Raw genomic sequence first — 16,438 nt, forward strand, 5'->3', positions numbered from 1 at the left:
GTGAGTGAAGTCACGGCTTGTGGCGCCCGGACTTGGCGCGGCGCACGGCGTACTGCACCCCAAACGCAATGCCCAGCACCAGCGCAAACCAGCCCACCAGGGCCGCCTGGCTCATCAGATCGCGCACGCTGGCAGAGCGGGCGACGTACGGCGCCAGCAGGATGACCAGGCCAATCAGGGCCAAGGTCACGCTCTTGAACAGCAGATCCTTGTGGGCCTTGGTGGCGGTGGCTTTGCGCGGGGTGTCGAGAGGGGCTGGCATGAAGGTCAAACAACGCCGTGGCGTAGGGCAAGTGGGACCGCGATTATCCTTGCCACCCTTAGAACCTGTTGAACCAAGAAGAAAGTACCCCCGCATGGCCATCCAGTGGTTCCCCGGTCACATGCACCTGACCCGTAAAGCCATCACCGAACGCATCAAGGACATTGACGTGGTGATCGAGGTGCTGGACGCCCGCTTGCCCGGCTCCAGCGCCAACCCGCTGCTGGCCGAGATCACCGGCCACAAGCCCACGCTCAAGGTGCTCAACAAGCAGGACGTGGCCGACCCCGAGCGCACTGCGCAGTGGGTGGACTGGTACAACGCCCAGAGCGACACGCGCGCCTTGCCACTCGATGCGTCCGACCCGGCCCCCACGCGCAAGCTGATTGACGCGTGCCACCTGCTGTCGCCCAACCGGGGCGGCATGGCCAAGCCCATGCGGGTGCTGATCTGCGGCGTGCCCAACGTGGGCAAGTCCACGCTCATCAACACGCTCAGCAACAAGCGCCAGGCCAAGACGGGCGACGAGGCCGGCATCACCAAGCTGGAACAGCGCATCACCCTGGCCGACGACTTCTACCTGTGGGACACGCCCGGCATGCTGTGGCCGCGCATTGTGGTGCCCGAAAGCGGCTACAACCTGGCCGCCAGCGGCGCGGTGGGCCGCAATGCCTACGACGAGGAGCTGGTGGCCCTGGAGCTGCTGCGCCGCCTGCAGAAAAACTACGCCCCACTGTTGGAGGCTCGCTACAAACTGGGCCTGCCCGAGGGGGCCGTGGCAACGATGCACGACGAGGAACTGCTCGAAGCCATTGGCCGCAAACGCGGTGCCATGCTGGGCGGCGGCAAGGTCAACCTGCAAAAGACGGCCGAGATCGTGATGACGGATTTCCGCACCGCCATCCTGGGCCGCATCACGCTGGAGACGCCCACCGAGTTTGAAGCCTGGCGCGCTGCGGGCCTGGCCGAAGACGCCAAGCGCCAGGCCAAGAAGGATGCGCGCGCCAAGTCCAAAGGCAAGGGCTCGGGTGTGCGCGAGCCTGCACCGGGCAGCGACGACGGCACGGACTGACCGGGTTCCCGGCGCATCCCAGCGGGCGCGCAGGATGCCCGCCGTCGGCGTTGCGTGGCCGCCGCTGCTGGCGTTTTGCAGGCAGCCGATCCGTAAGAACTTGAACAGGTTCTAGGGCTGCGGTTACGATGGCCTTCCCCCTGCAACCCCCGTCGCCATGGCCGAAGCCCCCGCTGTTCCGCTGCCCGACCACGAAGACGCCACCACACGCCATCTGGTGCGTGTGGCAGGGTGGGCCGTGATGCTGCTCGGTGGCGTCATCGGCGTGCTGCTGATGTTTGACGACCCCGTGCAGCCTGCGCGTGTGGCGCTCAATCTGGTGGCGGGCTTGGTGGGGGGCTCAGCGCTGTGGCTGGCGCGCCAGCAGCGCTGGACGCAGGCGGCCCACCTGCTGGTGTGGGGCGTGTGGGTATCGGTGTCGTTGGTGGCGGCCCGCAATGGCGGTGTGAACGGCCCCAACCTGCTCAACTACCCGGTGATCATCGTACTGGCCGGCTGGCTGCTGGGGGCCAGGGCCACCCTGACGCTGGTGGGGCTCACGGCGCTGCTGTTCCTGGGGTTCATCTGGGCCGACATCCAGGGCATGTTCAAGCCGGTGCAGGTGGCCAACCGGGTGGCCGGTGCGGTGTACCTGGCAGGCATTCTGGTGCTGACGGCAGCGGCCACGCTGCTGTCGCGCCGCAACTACATGAGCCGGGTGCAGGAGGCGCAGCAGACCGCTACCAACCTGGCTGCCAGCGAGGCTGCACTGCGCAAGCTGCTGCGGGCGGTGGAGCAGAGCCCCGAGAGCATCGTTATTACCGATCTGAAAGAAGACATCGAGTACGTGAACGACGCCTTCGTGCGCCGCACGGGTTATGAGCGCGATGAAGTGGTGGGCAAGGCATCGGCCGACTATTCCAGCAATGGCCTGGCGCCCGCGCAGCGGGACGGCCTGCGCGCCACCCTGGCACGCGGCGAGAGCTGGGCGGGCGAGCAGGTCAACCGCCGCAAGGACGGCGCCGAGATTGCCGAGGCCGTGGTGGTGGCCCCCATCCGCCAGCCCGACGGCCACATCAGCCACTATGTAGAGCTCAAGCAGGACGTCACCGAGCGCAAGCGCGCAGCGCAGGAAATCCACCGCCTGGCGCATTTCGACAGCCTCACCAGCCTGCCCAACCGCTTCACGCTGATGGAGCGGCTGTCTGCGCTGCAGGGCCGCGCGGGCCGCCCGCCCACCACGCAACACGCGCTGCTGCTGCTGGACCTGGACCGCTTCACCACCTTCAACGATGCACGCGGCAGCGAGATGGGCGACCGCCTGCTGTGCGCCGTGGCGCTGCGCCTGTCCGAGATACTGCCCCCCCAGGGCCTGCTGGTGCGTGTGGCGGGCGACGAATTTGCCGTGGTGCTCCACGGCCTGGGCGCCGATGCCTCGCTGGCGGGCCGGCGTGCCCTGGCCTTTGCCGAAAAGCTGCAGACAGCGTTGCTGCGGCCGCTGCACCTGCAAGACAACGACACCGAAGAAGCCCAGCTGGGTGCGAGCGTGGGCATCACGCTCTATCCGCAAAGCGCCAACGATGTTGCGCACGACGCCCTGCGCCGTGCAGGCACGGCGCTGCACCGCGCCAAGCAGGCCGGTGGTGGGCGGGCGGCCTTCTTCGAGCAGGGCATGGGCGAGGCGGCCGAGCAGCGCTTTCGCGTGGAGCGCGAGCTGCGCCAGGCCATCGGCGCGGGCGAGCTGCGGCTGTACCTGCAGTCGCAGGTAGACGTGTTGGGCCAGATCACCGGGGCTGAGGTGCTGGTGCGCTGGCAGCATCCGCGCGACGGCCTGGTGGCGCCGGGGGTGTTCATCCCCGTGGCGGAAGAGTCGGACCTGATCGTGAGCCTGGGCGGCTGGGTACTCTCCCATGCCTGCGCGCTGCTGGCGCAGCCATTGTTTCAGGAGCGGCGACTGCGGCTGTCGGTCAACCTGAGTGCCCGGCAGTTCCGGCAGGCGGGTTTTGTGCCGCAGCTGCGCGCCATGCTGGCTGCCAGCGGTGCCGACCCGCGCCTGCTCACGCTGGAGGTGACCGAAGGCTTGGTGATCGACGATTTTGACGACGCCGTGGCCAAGATGGGCGAGCTGGCGGCGCTGGGGGTGGACATGTCGCTGGACGACTTTGGCACGGGCTATTCGTCGCTGGCCTATCTCAAGCGCCTGCCGATCCAGGAGATCAAGATCGACCGCTCCTTTGTGCGCGACGCACCCACCAATGCCGACGATGGCGTGCTGGTGGAAGGCATCCTGTCGGTGGCCCGCCACTTCGGCCTGCGCGTGGTGGCGGAAGGGGTCGAGACCCGCGACCAGGCGGATTTCCTGAGCCAACGCGCTCCCGACATCGTGTACCAGGGCTACCTCTTCGGGCGCCCCGAGCCCGACACCGACTGGCTGGCCCGTGCAGCGCTGGTGGGCACCGCCACCGTGGAGGATGAAGGCTGAATTTCAAGACAAAAATAGCTGCCAGCGCTTATTGGTAAAGCGCTGGCAGCTATTTTTATGATAGCAAACGGCTTGTTGGCGCATGCGCGCCTCAGCGCAACGGCCTGCGGGTGCTGGGTGACTTACTTGTTCTTCTCTTTGCCACGCGGGATGACGGCGGTCACCGGTGGCATGGGGCGGTCAGAGCCGCCGCTTTCCTTGGGCAGCGAAGTGTCCTTCTTGGGTTTCTTTGCCATCTTGTTGCTGCGTTGTTCGCCTTTGGCCATGGTGCCTCCTGTAAAGGTCTCGGAATGGGACCGTGCCGGGATGGTACGTCACAAACCGGCCCCTTTCAGCGTATGGCGGGCTGCGCCGCAGCGGGGTTCGCTGCCGCAGGATGCGCTCGCAGAGCCAGGCGCTGGTCATGCGCCAGCGCCAGGGCGTTGAGCACCGCGATGCCCCCACCCAGCGCACAGGTGGCGCCCCAACCGCCCCACAGCCAGGCCACAGACCCGAGCGCCGACCCGCTGGCCGCGCCGGTGAAGTAACTGGTCATGTACACCGCGTTGATGCGCGCACGGGCCGTGGGGTCCAGCCGGTAGATCACGTTCTGATTGCTGATGTGCACGCCCTGCAGCGCCAGGTCCACCACCAGCATGCCCACTACAAACCACACCAGGCTGGTGGCGCCCAGCCAGAGCGCGCCCCAGCCCAGCAGCAGCAACCCCACCGAAACGGCCGTGGCCACCTGGGCCTGACCACGGTCGGCCATGCGGCCCGCCACATTGGCCATGAGCGCACCGGCCACGCCCGCCAGCCCCACCAGGCCGATGCCCGCATCGCCCAGGCGGTGGGCAGGCCCCGCCAGCAACAGCGCCATGGTGGAGAACAACACGCTGACCGACGCAAACGACAGCCCACCCAGCAAGGCCCGGCTGCGCAGCCGAGGGTGGCGCAGGGCCAGCGTGCCCAGAGAGCGCAGCACCTGGCCATACCCCTGGGCCCGCCCAGCGTTTCGCGAGCGGGGCATTGCCCACCACAGCGCCAGCGCCACGGCCACCATGGCCACGCCCGCCACGCGGTACACCAGCGTCCAGCCACCCAGTTCAGACAGCAGTCCTGCCACACTGCGCGCCGCCAGAATGCCTACAAGCAGCCCGCTCATCACCAGCCCCACCGCGCGCCCACTGCGGCCCGGCGCAGCCAGCGTGGCCGCCAACGGCACCAGCACCTGCGCAGCCACCGAGAACAGCCCCGTCAGCACCGTGCCCAGCGCCAGCAGGGTGTAGCTGCCCGCAAACCCGCTGGTGAACAGCCCCAGAGCCGCCAGCAACATCAGCGTGGTGATGAGCCGCCGCCGCTCCAGCATGTCACCCAGCGGCACCAAAAACAACAAACCCGCCGCGTAGGCTACCTGCGCCAGCGTGACGATGAGCGCCGCCGAGGCGTCACGCACCTGCAACTGCGTGGCAATGGAGTGCAGAAGGGGCTGGTTGAAGTAATTGCTGCCCGCGCACAACCCGCAGGCCACGGCCATGAGCAGCAGCACCGGCGTGCTGAGGCCTGGCGCCTCTGCGCGGGGCGTGCTGGGCGGTGTGGTGGATGCGGAGCGGGAGTGCGGTGGAGTGCTCATCTTGGGGACAGTGGTTGCCTGGGGTGGTGTGCATGCACAGCTCATGCCTGCATCACTGCTGTGGCCTCGATTTCAATCAGCATGCCGTCGAGCGCCAGCCGGGGCACCGGGATCAGCGTGCAGGCTGGTGCCGCCCCATCGGGCCACAGGCTGCGCACCGCCTGGCTGAACAGCGCCAGCCGCTGCTCGGTGTGGTCCACCACCAGCACGGTGAGCTTGGCCACATCGTGCACGCTGGCCCCCGCGCCTGCCAATGCGATACGCAGGTTGGTGAACGCCTGGCGCAGCTGCTCGCCAAAGTTGGCAGACAGCTGGCCCGCCGCGTTCTCGCCACCTTGGCCCGCCACAAAGACAGTGCGTGCCGGGGCGGGCGCCACCACCACATGGGTGTAGCCATTGGCACGCGGGTCGTACAGGCCCGGCGGGTTGATGAAGCGCAGCGTGGAAGTTGCCGTGGCGGGGTGCTGGGTTGTTGCGGTATCAAGGCGCATGGTGCAGAAATCCTGAGAGGGGATGTGAAGGTGAAACCCAAGGTGGAATTGCCGGAAAGCCTGGGCGACCGCAGTCGCAGCGGCATCGGCGGCGGTTGCAAGGGCTTCATGGGTTAGTATCAAACCTCAAGTTAAATTGAGGTCAATCGCCGTGAAGAAAGCCCTTGCAGAAGCTGTTGTGAAACCAGGCAAGCCTCGCATTCCCGTTGCCCGCGTGGTAGCGGACGCGCAGACTGATACGTCCGAGCTGTGCGAAAAATCCGAGCTGTCGGTGGGCGAGGTCGCCAGCCGCAGCGGGCTGGCCGTGTCGGCCCTGCATTTTTATGAATCGCGCGGGCTGATCGCCAGCGTGCGCAATGCGGGCAACCAGCGGCGCTACCCGCGCTCCGTGCTGCGCCGCGTGGCGGTGATCAAGGTGGCGCAGCGCATGGGCGTGCCGCTGGCCGCCATCGCCGAGGCCCTGCAGGCGCTGCCCGCCGGGCGCACGCCCACGGTGGCCGACTGGCGCCGCCTGTCCGCCCGCTGGCGCGACGATCTGGACGAGCGCATCCGCACGCTGACGGCGCTGCGCGACCAGCTGGATGGATGCATTGGCTGCGGTTGTTTGTCGCTCAAGGTCTGCCCGCTGCGCAATGCGCAGGATGCGCTCGCAGAGGAGGGGCCTGGGCCGCATTTTTGAGGGAGGGGTGTGGGTTGCTGCGTACGTGTCTCACAGCCGGGGTCCTCCATGAAACGAGAAGAGTCGCCGCAGGCCACATTACCGCTACGTGGTAGGTCATCGTGCGGACTACTATGGCTCCGCAACTGCTCAGAAACTGGGAGTCCAATCCAGGGGTGTTGCGCATAATGCATGACAGCCGTGCAAAGCCGAATGTCGGGCATTCCCTAGCGCGCGCGACTGCCTTGCCCTGTGGGCCGCAGTTCACTCCAACGAGGTTTTCTGACTCCATGAATGCTTGTGCCCTTTGCTTGCTGCTTGTCTTGCGTCTGATAGACCCCAATCATTAGCGCTCGCAGAACAACCGTAGTTCCCGCACTGCATAGGAAAGTGGAAGCATGACCACCATTCGAGTATTGGTTCCAGACGATGATCAAAGTGAAGAGGGCATCAATCTTGCCTTTGGCTATGCGGACGAAATCTGCAAGTGGAGCCAAGGAAGGGTTCAAGAGGCGATCCTGTTTGTCCCGGGAAAAGACAGTGTTAAGTACACTACCCTCGCATCGGCTTTGGGAGAAAAAAGTGCGAAGAAGCTGCACGATGGTGGTGTTGTCGCTTTGCCATCTGGAGTGCCTATGCGCTTGGAGACCGTTCGAACACTGAGGTGGGTCGCCAAGCCCAGCGTGCTTATCTCTGTCTACTCGGATCAGAAGATGCTTGATCAGGTAGATTCGATAAAAAATCTACTCGGAATCGTAGCCGTTCCACACATTCCAGGAGCTCTAGAAGGGTGGAAAAGGACTTGGTCCCCTGCCGTTCATGGTGCTCCAAAGCAATCCTCACAGAGGCTGATTGGCGACCCTATTGTTGAACAAGCTCTCCTCGCACTTACCCGGGGCATCAACTTGTCGCACAGCCTGCTGAATCCTCGCGACAAGGAGCAGGCCGACAGAACGTTACGCATCCTTCGAGCAAATGATCACTTCGAGAAGCCGGAGAATATCCGGTCGTGGGCTATCCAGAACGGATGGCACCATAAGGCTGCAGACGAATTCGAGAAGTTGGCCCTCAGAGTATTCGCGCTGAAATCAAAGCCCCGGCTGCCAGACTCTGATGCCGCCAAAAGAACATATGACTACTGGAGCTCGAAGGTCTGAGATGGGTCGGCGAGCACTAGCCCATCATCGCCGAATCTGCGCGAAAAGCTGCGCAGTCCGCTCAATTCAAACATCAGGCCTCAAATGAAGACCGTTCACCCGTTCGCATTGGGCAAGCGCAGCCGCTACCCTGCCATCTTCTTGGTCACGGTAGCCGGGTTGGCGACAGGTATCCTTCTGATCGCTCCCCCTGCAAAGCAGGCGGAATTCTTTCTGCCAGCAGTAGCCGCAGCTGCTGGATTCGCCTACTTCCTCTACAGCCAGCACCTGCAAGAGACTCGGCTGTTCACAGAGCTCTTTCGTCAGTTCAATGCCAAGTACGACTCGTTGAACGAGCGGCTGAACGAGATTGCAGCCGGTGATGCAGTCTCAATGCTTGCCCTTGCTGACAAGCAGGTCCTGTTTGATTACTTCAACTTGTGTGCCGAAGAGTATCTCTACTACAAGACCGGTTTCATCGATGAAGAGGTTTGGGCCTCATGGCTGCGAGGGATGGGCGCATTCGCGAAAGTGGAGCACATTCGCTCCCTTTGGCAAGCAGAGCTTGAAGCAGGTTCCTACTATGGCTTTACGCTCGATCTGCTTCCTTCCGCTGGTTAGCGAATTCACTCTCAGGGTTCCCTAGACCCCTTGAGCTCAATCCCCGACGCTCGTGAGCCTGCCACTCGGCAAACCATTCACCACATCGCCTACCACCGCAACGGCCCCGTTTCATCGCTCCAGAAGATCCACCGCCGCACCTCCGCATACGGCGATGTGCCGATGGAATACGGGTCCATCCCCGTCTCAACGCGCTCCAGGTGCGCCAGGTAGCCGCCGTAGCTGGCGGCCCACAGCGTGCTGCCGTCGGGCGACATGTCCATGGCGCTGATGGTGCTGCCGATGTGGTGGCGCCACAGCGGGCGCCCTTCGTCGCTGATGGCGTGCAGGTAGCCGTTGGCATCGCCCAGCACCACCATGCCCGGCAGGGTGGCAGATGCATACACGCGCCACTGGGTGTTGATGGCCGGGGCTTCGTGTGTTTCTTCTTCTCCACTGTCTGCCGCGAGGTCTGGCAACGCTGCACTCACTGGCGCGGCCAGCGTGCAGCCCCCGTAGAAGTGGCAGGAGTTGGCAAACAGCTGCGTGCCGTCGTGTGAGAAGGTGGTGTGGTGCGGGTAGGACGACAGGGGCTCGTAGCGGCGCACCACCTGGCCTCGGACGTTCAGCAGGAGGTGCACGCTGTCCTGGTCGCCCACGGCGATGTAGCGCTCGTCCGGTGACAGGGCCATGTGCAGCATGTCAAGCGCCAGCATCGTGGCCTCGGCGCCGTTCACCGATTCGTCCTGCTGGTTCTTGGGCCAGGTGTAGGGGCCGTCTTCGTCAAAGGTTTGCGGGTGGATGCGCTGCACGGGGCTGCTGGCTCCCGCGGCACCCTCGGCGTGCAACAGATAGACGCCCGTGGGGTTGCGCAGCAGCACACGCTGGCCGTCGTTGAAGGGGATCAGCTCGTCGCAGCGCTGGCCCAGGGGACCGGGCGATACCACCACATGAGGCGGCAGTGCTTCGTTGCCCTGGGGCAGTGCAAAGCGGGCGATGACGGGGCCGTCAAAACCATCGTGCGTGGTGATGTGCTGGCCGTCGCTTTGCGCAAAGCAGCGCCGGTTGGGCGAGCGGCCGAGGCCGCGCAGTGCGGGCAAGGGGATGTGCCGCAGGCCCTGCAGGGCCACCCAGTGCGCCGTGTCGTCGTAGGGGGCGCCGATGCGCGCCAGCACGCGGCCGTCGTCCAGCGCGAACACCGGGCCGATGAAGCGGCCCGCATCGGCGGCGTGCCGCACGAAGGCGTCGGGGGCAAATGCAAAGCGCTGGCGAAAGCGGTCGGCCAGGTCTTCGTCGGCGTGGGTGTTGACCACGCGGGCCAGTTGCAGCACGGTGGCTGCGGCCGCCTTGCGCGGGTCGGAGGGCAGGTCGCTGTCTTCGTTTTCTTCTTCTTCTTCTTCTTCTTCGGTATCGCCATTGCCTTCCTGCACCTCGGCCGAATCCAGTGCGAGCTGGTGCGCGCGGATGGCGGCCACATAGCTTTGCCCATCGGCCTGCCATTGGTCGGACAGCGTCATCAGCTCGACGGGGAAGACCGCTGCATCGGGCAGGTCGGGTGCCAGCGGGGGCGTGGCCAGCAGGTGCACGGCGGCTTCGATGCGCCGCGCCTCGGCCTGACGGGCCTGCTCCTGTTCGTGCTGATCGCGCACGCGCAATTGGACCGCACCGTAAAAACGCAGCAGCCGCGTTATGTGGTCGGCGGCGCTGCGGGGCAGGGTGGTGCGGGCATCGCTCTGGCGCTGCGCATAGGTGAACTCCACCACGGCAGGCCCGTCCAGCGCGGCTTCCACGTTGATCTGGTAGGCGCTGTGGGCGTTGTCGTCTTCGTCGCCAGGGGCTTCGTCGCCGTTTTCCCAGCTGAGCTTGAGGGCGCGGCCCCAAGGCTCGCCTTCGTGCATGCAGGGCTGGCGCGCACCCACCCACACGTCGCCTTCCCACCAGCCGTTCTTGTCGCTGTCCCACCAGTCGTTGTAGCGCTCGGTGAACACGGGCAGGGTGGTGAATTCTTCGATGCGCTCTGCGGTCAGCTCGGTCACCAGGCGCTGGTAGAGCGGGTAGCGGGCGCGGTGTTGGCCCACTGCCTTGCGCAGGTAGTCCAACACGCCGCGCCAGGCCTTTGTGCAGGCCTGCCACGCTTCGGGATGGGTGCCGGCCGCCAGCGGCGACCACTCGCCGGGCTCGCCTTCGCTATAGGCGCGGTACAACAGCGTGAGCTGCGCGGTGGTCGGCACCTTGCGGCCCCGCACGGCGGCGGCCAGGCGCGCCAGCAATCCTTGGCGCTCGGGCTCTTGCGATACCGACAGGTAGAAGTCCCAGGTCTTCCAGACGGTGATGAACACGTTGTCATCGCGCTGGTCGCCATCGGCGTCCACATGCCGCTGGCACAGCGAGAAATCAGTCTGCTGAAACCACCCGGTGGCCGTGTGCTCCTTGGGGCCGATCACGGGCGTGTGCGCGGCGGCCAGGATGTTGCGCACGCTGATGACCTCATCGGCGAACAGGTCGGCCTCCAGGGGCATCAGCGCGTGGATCTCGGCGCTGCTGCGCGTGGCGTTGTCGCCCGCGCGCACGGCGGCCACCACGCGGGCGCGGTCCAGCACGTAGCTGACGCCGCTTTCGCCATCGTCGATGCCGTCATGGAACTCGGGCGCGAACACGATGCCGGCGATCTCGCTTGCGAACTCCGCCCGGTGCGGCACGCCGCGCACCTCGTCCATGAGGAACTCCACCTGCTCCGGCCCGGTGATGTCTACGGGGTATTCATCCGTGAACAGTGCCACCCGCACCGTGAGCCCGCCACGCACGGTGAGCCCGCCGTGGTTGTAGTCGCCCCACAGCAGGTCGGCCACTTGCAGCGCGCCCTGCACATAGAGCAGCTGGCCGCCCACCACGGCGTTGTGCATGCGCGCGTCGCCCAGTACGACCAGGTGCGTGGCGCCATCGGTGTCGTCGCAGGTGAGTGCGCCGTCAATCTGCAGATGCCCTTCTATCAGGATCAGAAAGGGCTGGCCCGTGGGTGCTTGGTTGGTGTTGTTGCCGTCCTGCAGCAGCGCCCGCAGCGGGCTGCCGCTGGCCAGGGGCGCATCCAGATGCAGCTCGGGCACCTGCGCATCGCCGGTGATGCAGAGCACGGTTTCCGTGGCCAGCGCATCCGGGTCCTCTGCAAGGCGCTGGGCGATCCAGCTGTCGGCGGGCAGCAAGGCGGCCACATCGGCCAGCGGGCAAAGTCGTGCAGTGGGCATGGTGCGGCAGGGCGGTGGAACAACGGGCGGGGCATCGTACACCGCGCGCTATGTGGTTTTTGCTTTGCGCAGAGAATGATGTGTTGTCTTATTAATTGCCCGCCATGACGCAAAACTCTCCCGTTTTCGAAGTCCTTCCCCGCGACTTGTCTGCCTACCGCCAGGGCAATGTGGGCATCGACTACGTGCACCGTTTTGAATCGGGCCAGCCAGGCCCCCACGTGCTCATCAATGCGCTCACGCATGGCAACGAGATCTGCGGCATGGTGGCGGCCACGCACCTGCTGGACACGGGCGTGCGCCCGCGGATTGGCACGCTGACCATCAGCTTTGCCAACGTGGCGGCGTATGCATCGTTTGACCCGACCCGTCCGTTTGAAAGCCGCCAGCTGGTGCACAACCTCAACCGCATCTGGTCCGCCGGTGAACTGGACGGCACGGCCGCAAGCCCCGAGCTGGACCGCGCCCGTGCGTTGCGCCCGGTGGTGGCTGCGGCCGATCACATCCTGGACATCCACTCCACCAGCCAGGATGTGCAGCCTTTCTGGGTGTACCCCGCCTATCCGCGCAATGCGCAGGTGGCGCTGGCCATTGGCAGTCCGCCGGTGCACCTGGTGATGCCCAGCGGGCTGGGCTCGGGCACGCCGCTCATCCAGCACGGCCGCCATGGGCTGGCTGAGAGCGATGGGGTGGCTTTGGTGGTGGAGTGTGGCCAGCATTTCCGCCAGTCGGCGGCGGACATGGCCACGGCCGTGGCGTTGGATTTTCTGGCGCATTTCGGGCTGGTCGAAGCCGCTGCCAACCGCCCAGCGCCAGGCCCGCAGCGCCGCTATGAACTGCTGGAGACCTGCATGGTGCGCACGCCGGACTTCCGCTTCACACGGCCTGTGCAAGGCTTTGAGGTGTTTGCCCAGGGCGAACTCATCGCCACCGATGGTCCGCACGAGATCCGCGCGCTGTGCGACGACTGCACGGTGATGATGCCCACGCGCGAGCCCATCGTGGGCCGCGAGGCGGTGTACCTGACCCGGCCGATCTGACCGGCAAGGACCGGCAAGCTCAGAAGGACGAGCCGGGCTGCGCGAGGAAGGCCAGCTCCTGCGCCGTGGACGAGCGCCCCAGCACGGCGTTACGGTGCGGGTAGCGCCCGAAGCGCGCAATGATGTCGCGGTGCGCCACCTCGAACTTCAGGTTGTTTTCCAGCCCCGGCTGGTCAAAGAGCACCATCGCCTGGGCGTGGATGGCGGCGGATTCGCTGTGCATGTAGGGCATGTAGGCAAAGGCGCGTTCGGTGGGGGCCAGTGCCTTGTCGTGCTGCCCGGCCACCAGCTCCTGCGCCAGGACCAGCGCCTGGGCGTCTTGCGCAAACGCAAGTGGCGAGCCGCGGTGGATGTTGCGCGAGAACTGGTCCAGCACCAGGATCTCTGCCAGGCGGCCTTGGGGCGTGCCGCGCCAGTTCCACAACTCGCACTGCCGCGCTGCCTGCCAGGTGGCACCGAAGCGGACACGGATCATCGCGTCGATGGCGTCCTCTTGTGCGAAGTGCTGGGCGGGGGTGAGTTCTTCGAACCAGAAATGAAGGATGTCTTCGGCTTGCATCGTGAATATCGCATGAAATAAGGCTCTGGCGCTTGATCATAAAGCGCTGGATGCTATCAATTTCATAGTATTCGATGCGAACCGCTCAGTTCTGGATGCGGATTTTTCCCTCGCGCACGTATTGGTTGAACTGGTCCTTCGGGATCGCGGCGGAGCCCACGGCATCGTTGTCTGCGGTCCAGCTCAAGGTGGTGCTGTCTTTGGAAGGCTCCAGCTCCACGGGGCCTTTCGGAATGGTCAACGGGGCTCCGTCACCCGGGGTGTAGGTAACGTGGCCTGCAATGGTGGCGTGCTGGGTCATGGTGAATTCCTTTTTGGTGGTGCCGATGTGATGGAGCTTCCATTGCACTGCGCGCACGCGTACCGGGGTGTAAGACCATGCCGTGCCACCGCGCGGGCCGTGGCCGCCACCCGTAGCCCTTGAAACTGGCGCGGCCCAGGCGGGGGACGCCAAGCAAGGGCCGCCCCGCAGCGAGGGCGTCGTCCCCCTGGGGGGAAGGCGCGCAGCGACTCAGGGGGCACTCCTGCTCACGGAGGCACCACCGCCTGCGTCCGCTCCTGCCGCACCAGATACAACCCGCTGCCGATGATGATCGCGCCGCCCAGCAATGTGGAAACCCCCGGCACGGCCTGCCACAGCACCCAGTCGAGCCCCATGCCCCAGGCCAGGGCCGTGTATTCAAACGGTGCCACCACCGACGCCTGCCCATGCCGGAACGCCTCGGTGATGGCCAGCTGCCCCAGAAACCCCGTGACCGCCAGGCCCGCCACCAGCGGCCAGTGTGCAGCGTCCACGCCCACCCAGCCCGGCCAGGCCAGCGTGCCCGCGCCCAGCGCCAGCAAGGCGGTGGTCCAGAAGACCAGGCTGGCGCTGGAGTCCGTGCGGCTGAGCACGCGCCCCGTGATGGCCGAAACGGCGTATCCACACGCTGCGCCCAGCACCGCCAGCGCGCCCAGCGTGAAAAAGGCGTCCTGGCTGGGCCGCAGGGCCACCACCACGCCCACCATGCCCAGCACGATCGCCACCCAGTGAGCGGCGCGCACCTTCTCGCCCAGCACCACGGTGGACAGCGCCGTGATCAGCAACGGGGCGATGAAAAACAGCGTGTAGGCCTCGGCCAGGCCCAACTCCTTGAGTGCGTAGGTGAACAGGCCCAGCATGGTCACGTTGAGCACGCCACGCAGCAGGTGCAGCGGCCAGCGCACCTTGAGCAAGCCCCGCACCTCGCCGCGCCACAGCACATACAGCGCCACCAGCGGCAACGCAGCCCAGCCGCGCAGCGCCGCCACCTGCATGGCGGGGTAGCTGGCCGACAGGGTCTTGAGCAGGGCGTCCATCAGCGAAAAACACCCCACCGCCGCGACCATGGCGACGATGCCGCACAGGTTGCCCGAGGCTGCCGCCTGCGCTGTGGTGGCCGTCGCAGTCGCAGTTGTGGTCGCGGCTGCAGATGCCGCAGGCTGAGCCTCGGTGTCGCTCGTCCGCGTCATGGTTGTACCGCCGCAGGAAGGCTGCAGGCTGTGGTGGGTGGCAGGGTGGCAAATGGCGCAGGAGCTGTGCCGCCAAGGCAGCGGTGCTGCGCTGGAAGACTGTGCATGGGGTAACGAGATGTGGCTGACTGCGGCGCGTGGGCCTGCGCCGCAGTCAGGGGGTCGGTGGGCCAAAAAGTGTAGCGCAGCCCGCGCCAGCGCGCTGCCTCGGCTCGGCTCAGTCCGCCTTGTGGTTGGCTGCGTTGCGGCTCACCTTGTCGTGCAGCATCGGAATGGCCCACAGCACCACTAGCGCCAGCACCGTGCTCAGCACCGCAGTGGCTTCGCGGCCCAGCCCGGCGGCCACGCCGATGGCGGCCGTGAGCCAGATGCCAGCGGCTGTGGTCAGGCCCTTGACCTGGCTTTCGGCATCGCCCTTGAGGATGGTGCCTGCGCCCAGAAACCCCACGCCCGCGATGATGCCCTGCAGCACGCGGCTGTTGTCTGCCGCTTCAATGCCGGCCTGCTGCGCGACCAGCACGAACAGGGCCGCGCCCATGGCCACCAGCATGTGCGTGCGCACGCCGGCGGCTTTGCCCGCGTGTTCGCGTTCCCAACCCAGCAGCCCGCCCAGCAGCGCTGCCATGGCCAGGCGCACCACGATGCGCGTGGCCTGTGTCGCATCGGGCACGTCCGAGAATTCCGAGGCCACCGTGCTGGCGATCTCCTGCCAGAGGTCAGCCATGGCCATGGTCCTTGCACCCGGTGACCGGCGTTGTGACGAGGGAGGGCGGTGTGCTCTGAGAGCGGTACGCGTGTGGTGGCATGGCGGGGAGTCCAGCGGAGGAGGGGGCGCAGCAACAGTGCTGCCCTGCGACTGTGCTGCTCCTACGCGGCAGCGTCTACCGGTGGCGGGCGAGCGCGGGGGTAGGACACTGCCGACGCACGCCAACGACCGCTTGGCGGGGTGTGGGCGCCAGGTTTTGATAGAAATTGGCACCTGGCGCTTGATGGTAAAGCGCTGGTAGCTATCAAAAGTGAAGCGTCTGGCGGTTGCCGCCCATGGCCACGTTCCTCCCGTGCCTTCCCAACCCGTCCCTGCGGGTGGCGCCATCTGCTCGGCGCTTGCACCTCGGGGTTGCGCGTGTCACGATTTGCCTTGGTGCCTGCAGCGGCCTCCATCACCGGCGGGCCTGGCGCCGCGAGGAGTTTTTGCCATGACGCCCCAACGCATTCTTCTGATACAGGGCCACCCGGACGCGAGTGCGCCCCACCTGTGCCACGCGCTGGCGCAGGCCTATGCGCAAGGGGCCATCGCGGCGGGCCACGAGGTGCGCGAGATCGAGGTGGCTGCCATCGACTTTGCGCTGCTGCGCAGCCAGCACGAGTGGGAGCTGGGCCTGCTGCCCGCATCGCTCAAGCCTGCTCAGGCGGACATCGGCTGGGCGCAGCACATCGTGCTGTTTTTTCCGCTGTGGCTGGGCGACATGCCAGCCCTGCTTAAGGGTTTTCTGGAGCAGGTGGCACGACCCGGGTTTGCCTTCAATACCGAAGGCAGCAACCCCTTTGGCCGCAAGGGGCTCACAGGGCGCAGTGCGCGGGTGGTAGTCACCATGGGCATGCCAGCGCTGGTCTACCGCTGGTACTTCCGCGCGCACAGCGTGAAGTTGCTGGAGCGCAATATCCTGGGCTTTGTGGGCATTGCGCCGGTGCATGAGACGCTGGTGGGCAGCGTGGAGCAACTGGGCGACGATGGGATTGCCAAGTGGAAGGCGCGCATGCGTGCGCTGGGCGCGAAGGCGGCGTAGAGCCCTGGCCCTACCTCTGCGCTGTGA

16 protein-coding genes are annotated in these 16,438 nt (G+C 66.1%); 7 read left to right on the top strand and 9 right to left on the bottom strand.

All coding sequences use genetic code 11. From position 1 onward, the window contains the following. Window positions 1-10: 10 nt before the first annotated feature. Window positions 11-262: a hypothetical protein gene (locus ACT89O_RS08460; RefSeq protein ID WP_121507050.1), complete on the bottom strand. Its 252-nt coding sequence runs from the start codon at window positions 260-262 to the stop codon at window positions 11-13. Window positions 263-356: 94 nt separating this feature from the next. Here ACT89O_RS08460 and ylqF point away from each other — a divergent pair, with 94 nt between their 5' ends. Beyond that, complete coding sequence (gene ylqF, locus ACT89O_RS08465) at window positions 357-1,334, top strand: ribosome biogenesis GTPase YlqF (RefSeq protein WP_055398883.1); 978 nt, start codon at window positions 357-359, stop codon at window positions 1,332-1,334. A gap of 157 nt (window positions 1,335-1,491) precedes the next feature. Continuing rightward, window positions 1,492-3,795 (top strand): putative bifunctional diguanylate cyclase/phosphodiesterase, encoded by a 2,304-nt coding sequence (locus tag ACT89O_RS08470; protein ID WP_055398881.1) that lies wholly within the window; start codon window positions 1,492-1,494, stop codon window positions 3,793-3,795. Between the two features lie 122 nt (window positions 3,796-3,917). Here the strand turns inward: ACT89O_RS08470 and ACT89O_RS08475 are convergent, their stop codons facing one another. From ACT89O_RS08475 to ACT89O_RS08485, 3 genes are all read right to left on the bottom strand, one after another. After that, a complete protein-coding gene (locus tag ACT89O_RS08475; protein ID WP_199727021.1) occupies window positions 3,918-4,061 on the bottom strand; it encodes a hypothetical protein in 144 nt (47 codons plus the stop codon). A gap of 65 nt (window positions 4,062-4,126) precedes the next feature. Continuing rightward, window positions 4,127-5,407, bottom strand: coding sequence for an MFS transporter (locus ACT89O_RS08480; RefSeq protein WP_121419484.1), 1,281 nt, complete (start codon window positions 5,405-5,407; stop codon window positions 4,127-4,129). Between the two features lie 41 nt (window positions 5,408-5,448). Next, window positions 5,449-5,898 carry a RidA family protein gene (locus ACT89O_RS08485; RefSeq protein ID WP_487262332.1) on the bottom strand — a complete coding sequence of 150 codons (450 nt, stop codon included), beginning with the start codon at window positions 5,896-5,898 and terminating at the stop codon, window positions 5,449-5,451. A 214-nt stretch (window positions 5,899-6,112) separates the two neighbouring features. Here ACT89O_RS08485 and soxR point away from each other — a divergent pair, with 214 nt between their 5' ends. From soxR to ACT89O_RS08500, 3 genes are all read left to right on the top strand, one after another. After that, window positions 6,113-6,577: a redox-sensitive transcriptional activator SoxR gene (gene soxR / locus ACT89O_RS08490; protein WP_487262832.1), complete on the top strand. Its 465-nt coding sequence runs from the start codon at window positions 6,113-6,115 to the stop codon at window positions 6,575-6,577. Between the two features lie 377 nt (window positions 6,578-6,954). Beyond that, the gene (locus ACT89O_RS08495; protein WP_487262333.1) at window positions 6,955-7,713 is read left to right on the top strand and encodes a DUF1889 family protein; all 759 of its coding nucleotides are present in this window, start codon (window positions 6,955-6,957) and stop codon (window positions 7,711-7,713) included. Between the two features lie 84 nt (window positions 7,714-7,797). Continuing rightward, window positions 7,798-8,313, top strand: coding sequence for a hypothetical protein (locus ACT89O_RS08500; protein ID WP_487262334.1), 516 nt, complete (start codon window positions 7,798-7,800; stop codon window positions 8,311-8,313). 89 nt (window positions 8,314-8,402) lie between these two features. On the opposite strand, the gene ACT89O_RS08505 is transcribed toward ACT89O_RS08500, so the two are convergent. Further along, the gene (locus tag ACT89O_RS08505; protein ID WP_487262335.1) at window positions 8,403-11,534 is read right to left on the bottom strand and encodes a WD40 repeat domain-containing protein; all 3,132 of its coding nucleotides are present in this window, start codon (window positions 11,532-11,534) and stop codon (window positions 8,403-8,405) included. A 104-nt stretch (window positions 11,535-11,638) separates the two neighbouring features. Between ACT89O_RS08505 and ACT89O_RS08510 the strand changes: the two genes are divergently transcribed. Then, on the top strand, window positions 11,639-12,574 hold the full coding sequence (locus ACT89O_RS08510) for a M14 family metallopeptidase (RefSeq protein ID WP_487262336.1): 936 nt from the start codon (window positions 11,639-11,641) through the stop codon (window positions 12,572-12,574). Window positions 12,575-12,593: 19 nt separating this feature from the next. Here ACT89O_RS08510 and ACT89O_RS08515 read toward each other — a convergent pair whose 3' ends face one another. The 4 genes from ACT89O_RS08515 to ACT89O_RS08530 all read right to left on the bottom strand — a co-directional run bounded on the left by ACT89O_RS08515 (window position 12,594) and on the right by ACT89O_RS08530 (window position 15,348). Beyond that, window positions 12,594-13,133, bottom strand: coding sequence for a DUF924 family protein (locus ACT89O_RS08515; protein ID WP_487262337.1), 540 nt, complete (start codon window positions 13,131-13,133; stop codon window positions 12,594-12,596). A gap of 85 nt (window positions 13,134-13,218) precedes the next feature. Then, window positions 13,219-13,434 carry a hypothetical protein gene (locus tag ACT89O_RS08520; protein ID WP_055398867.1) on the bottom strand — a complete coding sequence of 72 codons (216 nt, stop codon included), beginning with the start codon at window positions 13,432-13,434 and terminating at the stop codon, window positions 13,219-13,221. A gap of 227 nt (window positions 13,435-13,661) precedes the next feature. After that, window positions 13,662-14,624, bottom strand: a complete 963-nt coding sequence (locus ACT89O_RS08525) for a DMT family transporter (protein WP_487262338.1) — start codon at window positions 14,622-14,624, stop codon at window positions 13,662-13,664. A gap of 217 nt (window positions 14,625-14,841) precedes the next feature. After that, the gene (locus ACT89O_RS08530; RefSeq protein ID WP_373692578.1) at window positions 14,842-15,348 is read right to left on the bottom strand and encodes an MgtC/SapB family protein; all 507 of its coding nucleotides are present in this window, start codon (window positions 15,346-15,348) and stop codon (window positions 14,842-14,844) included. Window positions 15,349-15,820: 472 nt separating this feature from the next. Between ACT89O_RS08530 and ACT89O_RS08535 the strand changes: the two genes are divergently transcribed. Continuing rightward, window positions 15,821-16,411, top strand: coding sequence for an NAD(P)H-dependent oxidoreductase (locus tag ACT89O_RS08535; protein WP_487262339.1), 591 nt, complete (start codon window positions 15,821-15,823; stop codon window positions 16,409-16,411). Window positions 16,412-16,438: the final 27 nt, after the last annotated feature.

The organism is Acidovorax sp. NN32, from assembly GCF_057597245.1.

Coding starts and splice junctions, on each gene's coding strand:
- ACT89O_RS08495 (WP_487262333.1), top strand. CDS start 6,955: ATGACCACCATTCGAGTATTGGTTCCAGACGATGATCAAAGTGAAGAG.
- ACT89O_RS08505 (WP_487262335.1), bottom strand. CDS start 11,534: ATGCCCACTGCACGACTTTGCCCGCTGGCCGATGTGGCCGCCTTGCTG.
- ACT89O_RS08530 (WP_373692578.1), bottom strand. CDS start 15,348: ATGGCTGACCTCTGGCAGGAGATCGCCAGCACGGTGGCCTCGGAATTC.
- ACT89O_RS08535 (WP_487262339.1), top strand. CDS start 15,821: ATGACGCCCCAACGCATTCTTCTGATACAGGGCCACCCGGACGCGAGT.
- ACT89O_RS08520 (WP_055398867.1), bottom strand. CDS start 13,434: ATGACCCAGCACGCCACCATTGCAGGCCACGTTACCTACACCCCGGGT.
- ACT89O_RS08485 (WP_487262332.1), bottom strand. CDS start 5,898: ATGCGCCTTGATACCGCAACAACCCAGCACCCCGCCACGGCAACTTCC.
- ACT89O_RS08525 (WP_487262338.1), bottom strand. CDS start 14,624: ATGACGCGGACGAGCGACACCGAGGCTCAGCCTGCGGCATCTGCAGCC.
- ACT89O_RS08480 (WP_121419484.1), bottom strand. CDS start 5,407: ATGAGCACTCCACCGCACTCCCGCTCCGCATCCACCACACCGCCCAGC.
- ACT89O_RS08510 (WP_487262336.1), top strand. CDS start 11,639: ATGACGCAAAACTCTCCCGTTTTCGAAGTCCTTCCCCGCGACTTGTCT.
- ACT89O_RS08470 (WP_055398881.1), top strand. CDS start 1,492: ATGGCCGAAGCCCCCGCTGTTCCGCTGCCCGACCACGAAGACGCCACC.
- ACT89O_RS08500 (WP_487262334.1), top strand. CDS start 7,798: ATGAAGACCGTTCACCCGTTCGCATTGGGCAAGCGCAGCCGCTACCCT.
- ylqF (WP_055398883.1), top strand. CDS start 357: ATGGCCATCCAGTGGTTCCCCGGTCACATGCACCTGACCCGTAAAGCC.
- ACT89O_RS08475 (WP_199727021.1), bottom strand. CDS start 4,061: ATGGCCAAAGGCGAACAACGCAGCAACAAGATGGCAAAGAAACCCAAG.
- ACT89O_RS08515 (WP_487262337.1), bottom strand. CDS start 13,133: ATGCAAGCCGAAGACATCCTTCATTTCTGGTTCGAAGAACTCACCCCC.
- ACT89O_RS08460 (WP_121507050.1), bottom strand. CDS start 262: ATGCCAGCCCCTCTCGACACCCCGCGCAAAGCCACCGCCACCAAGGCC.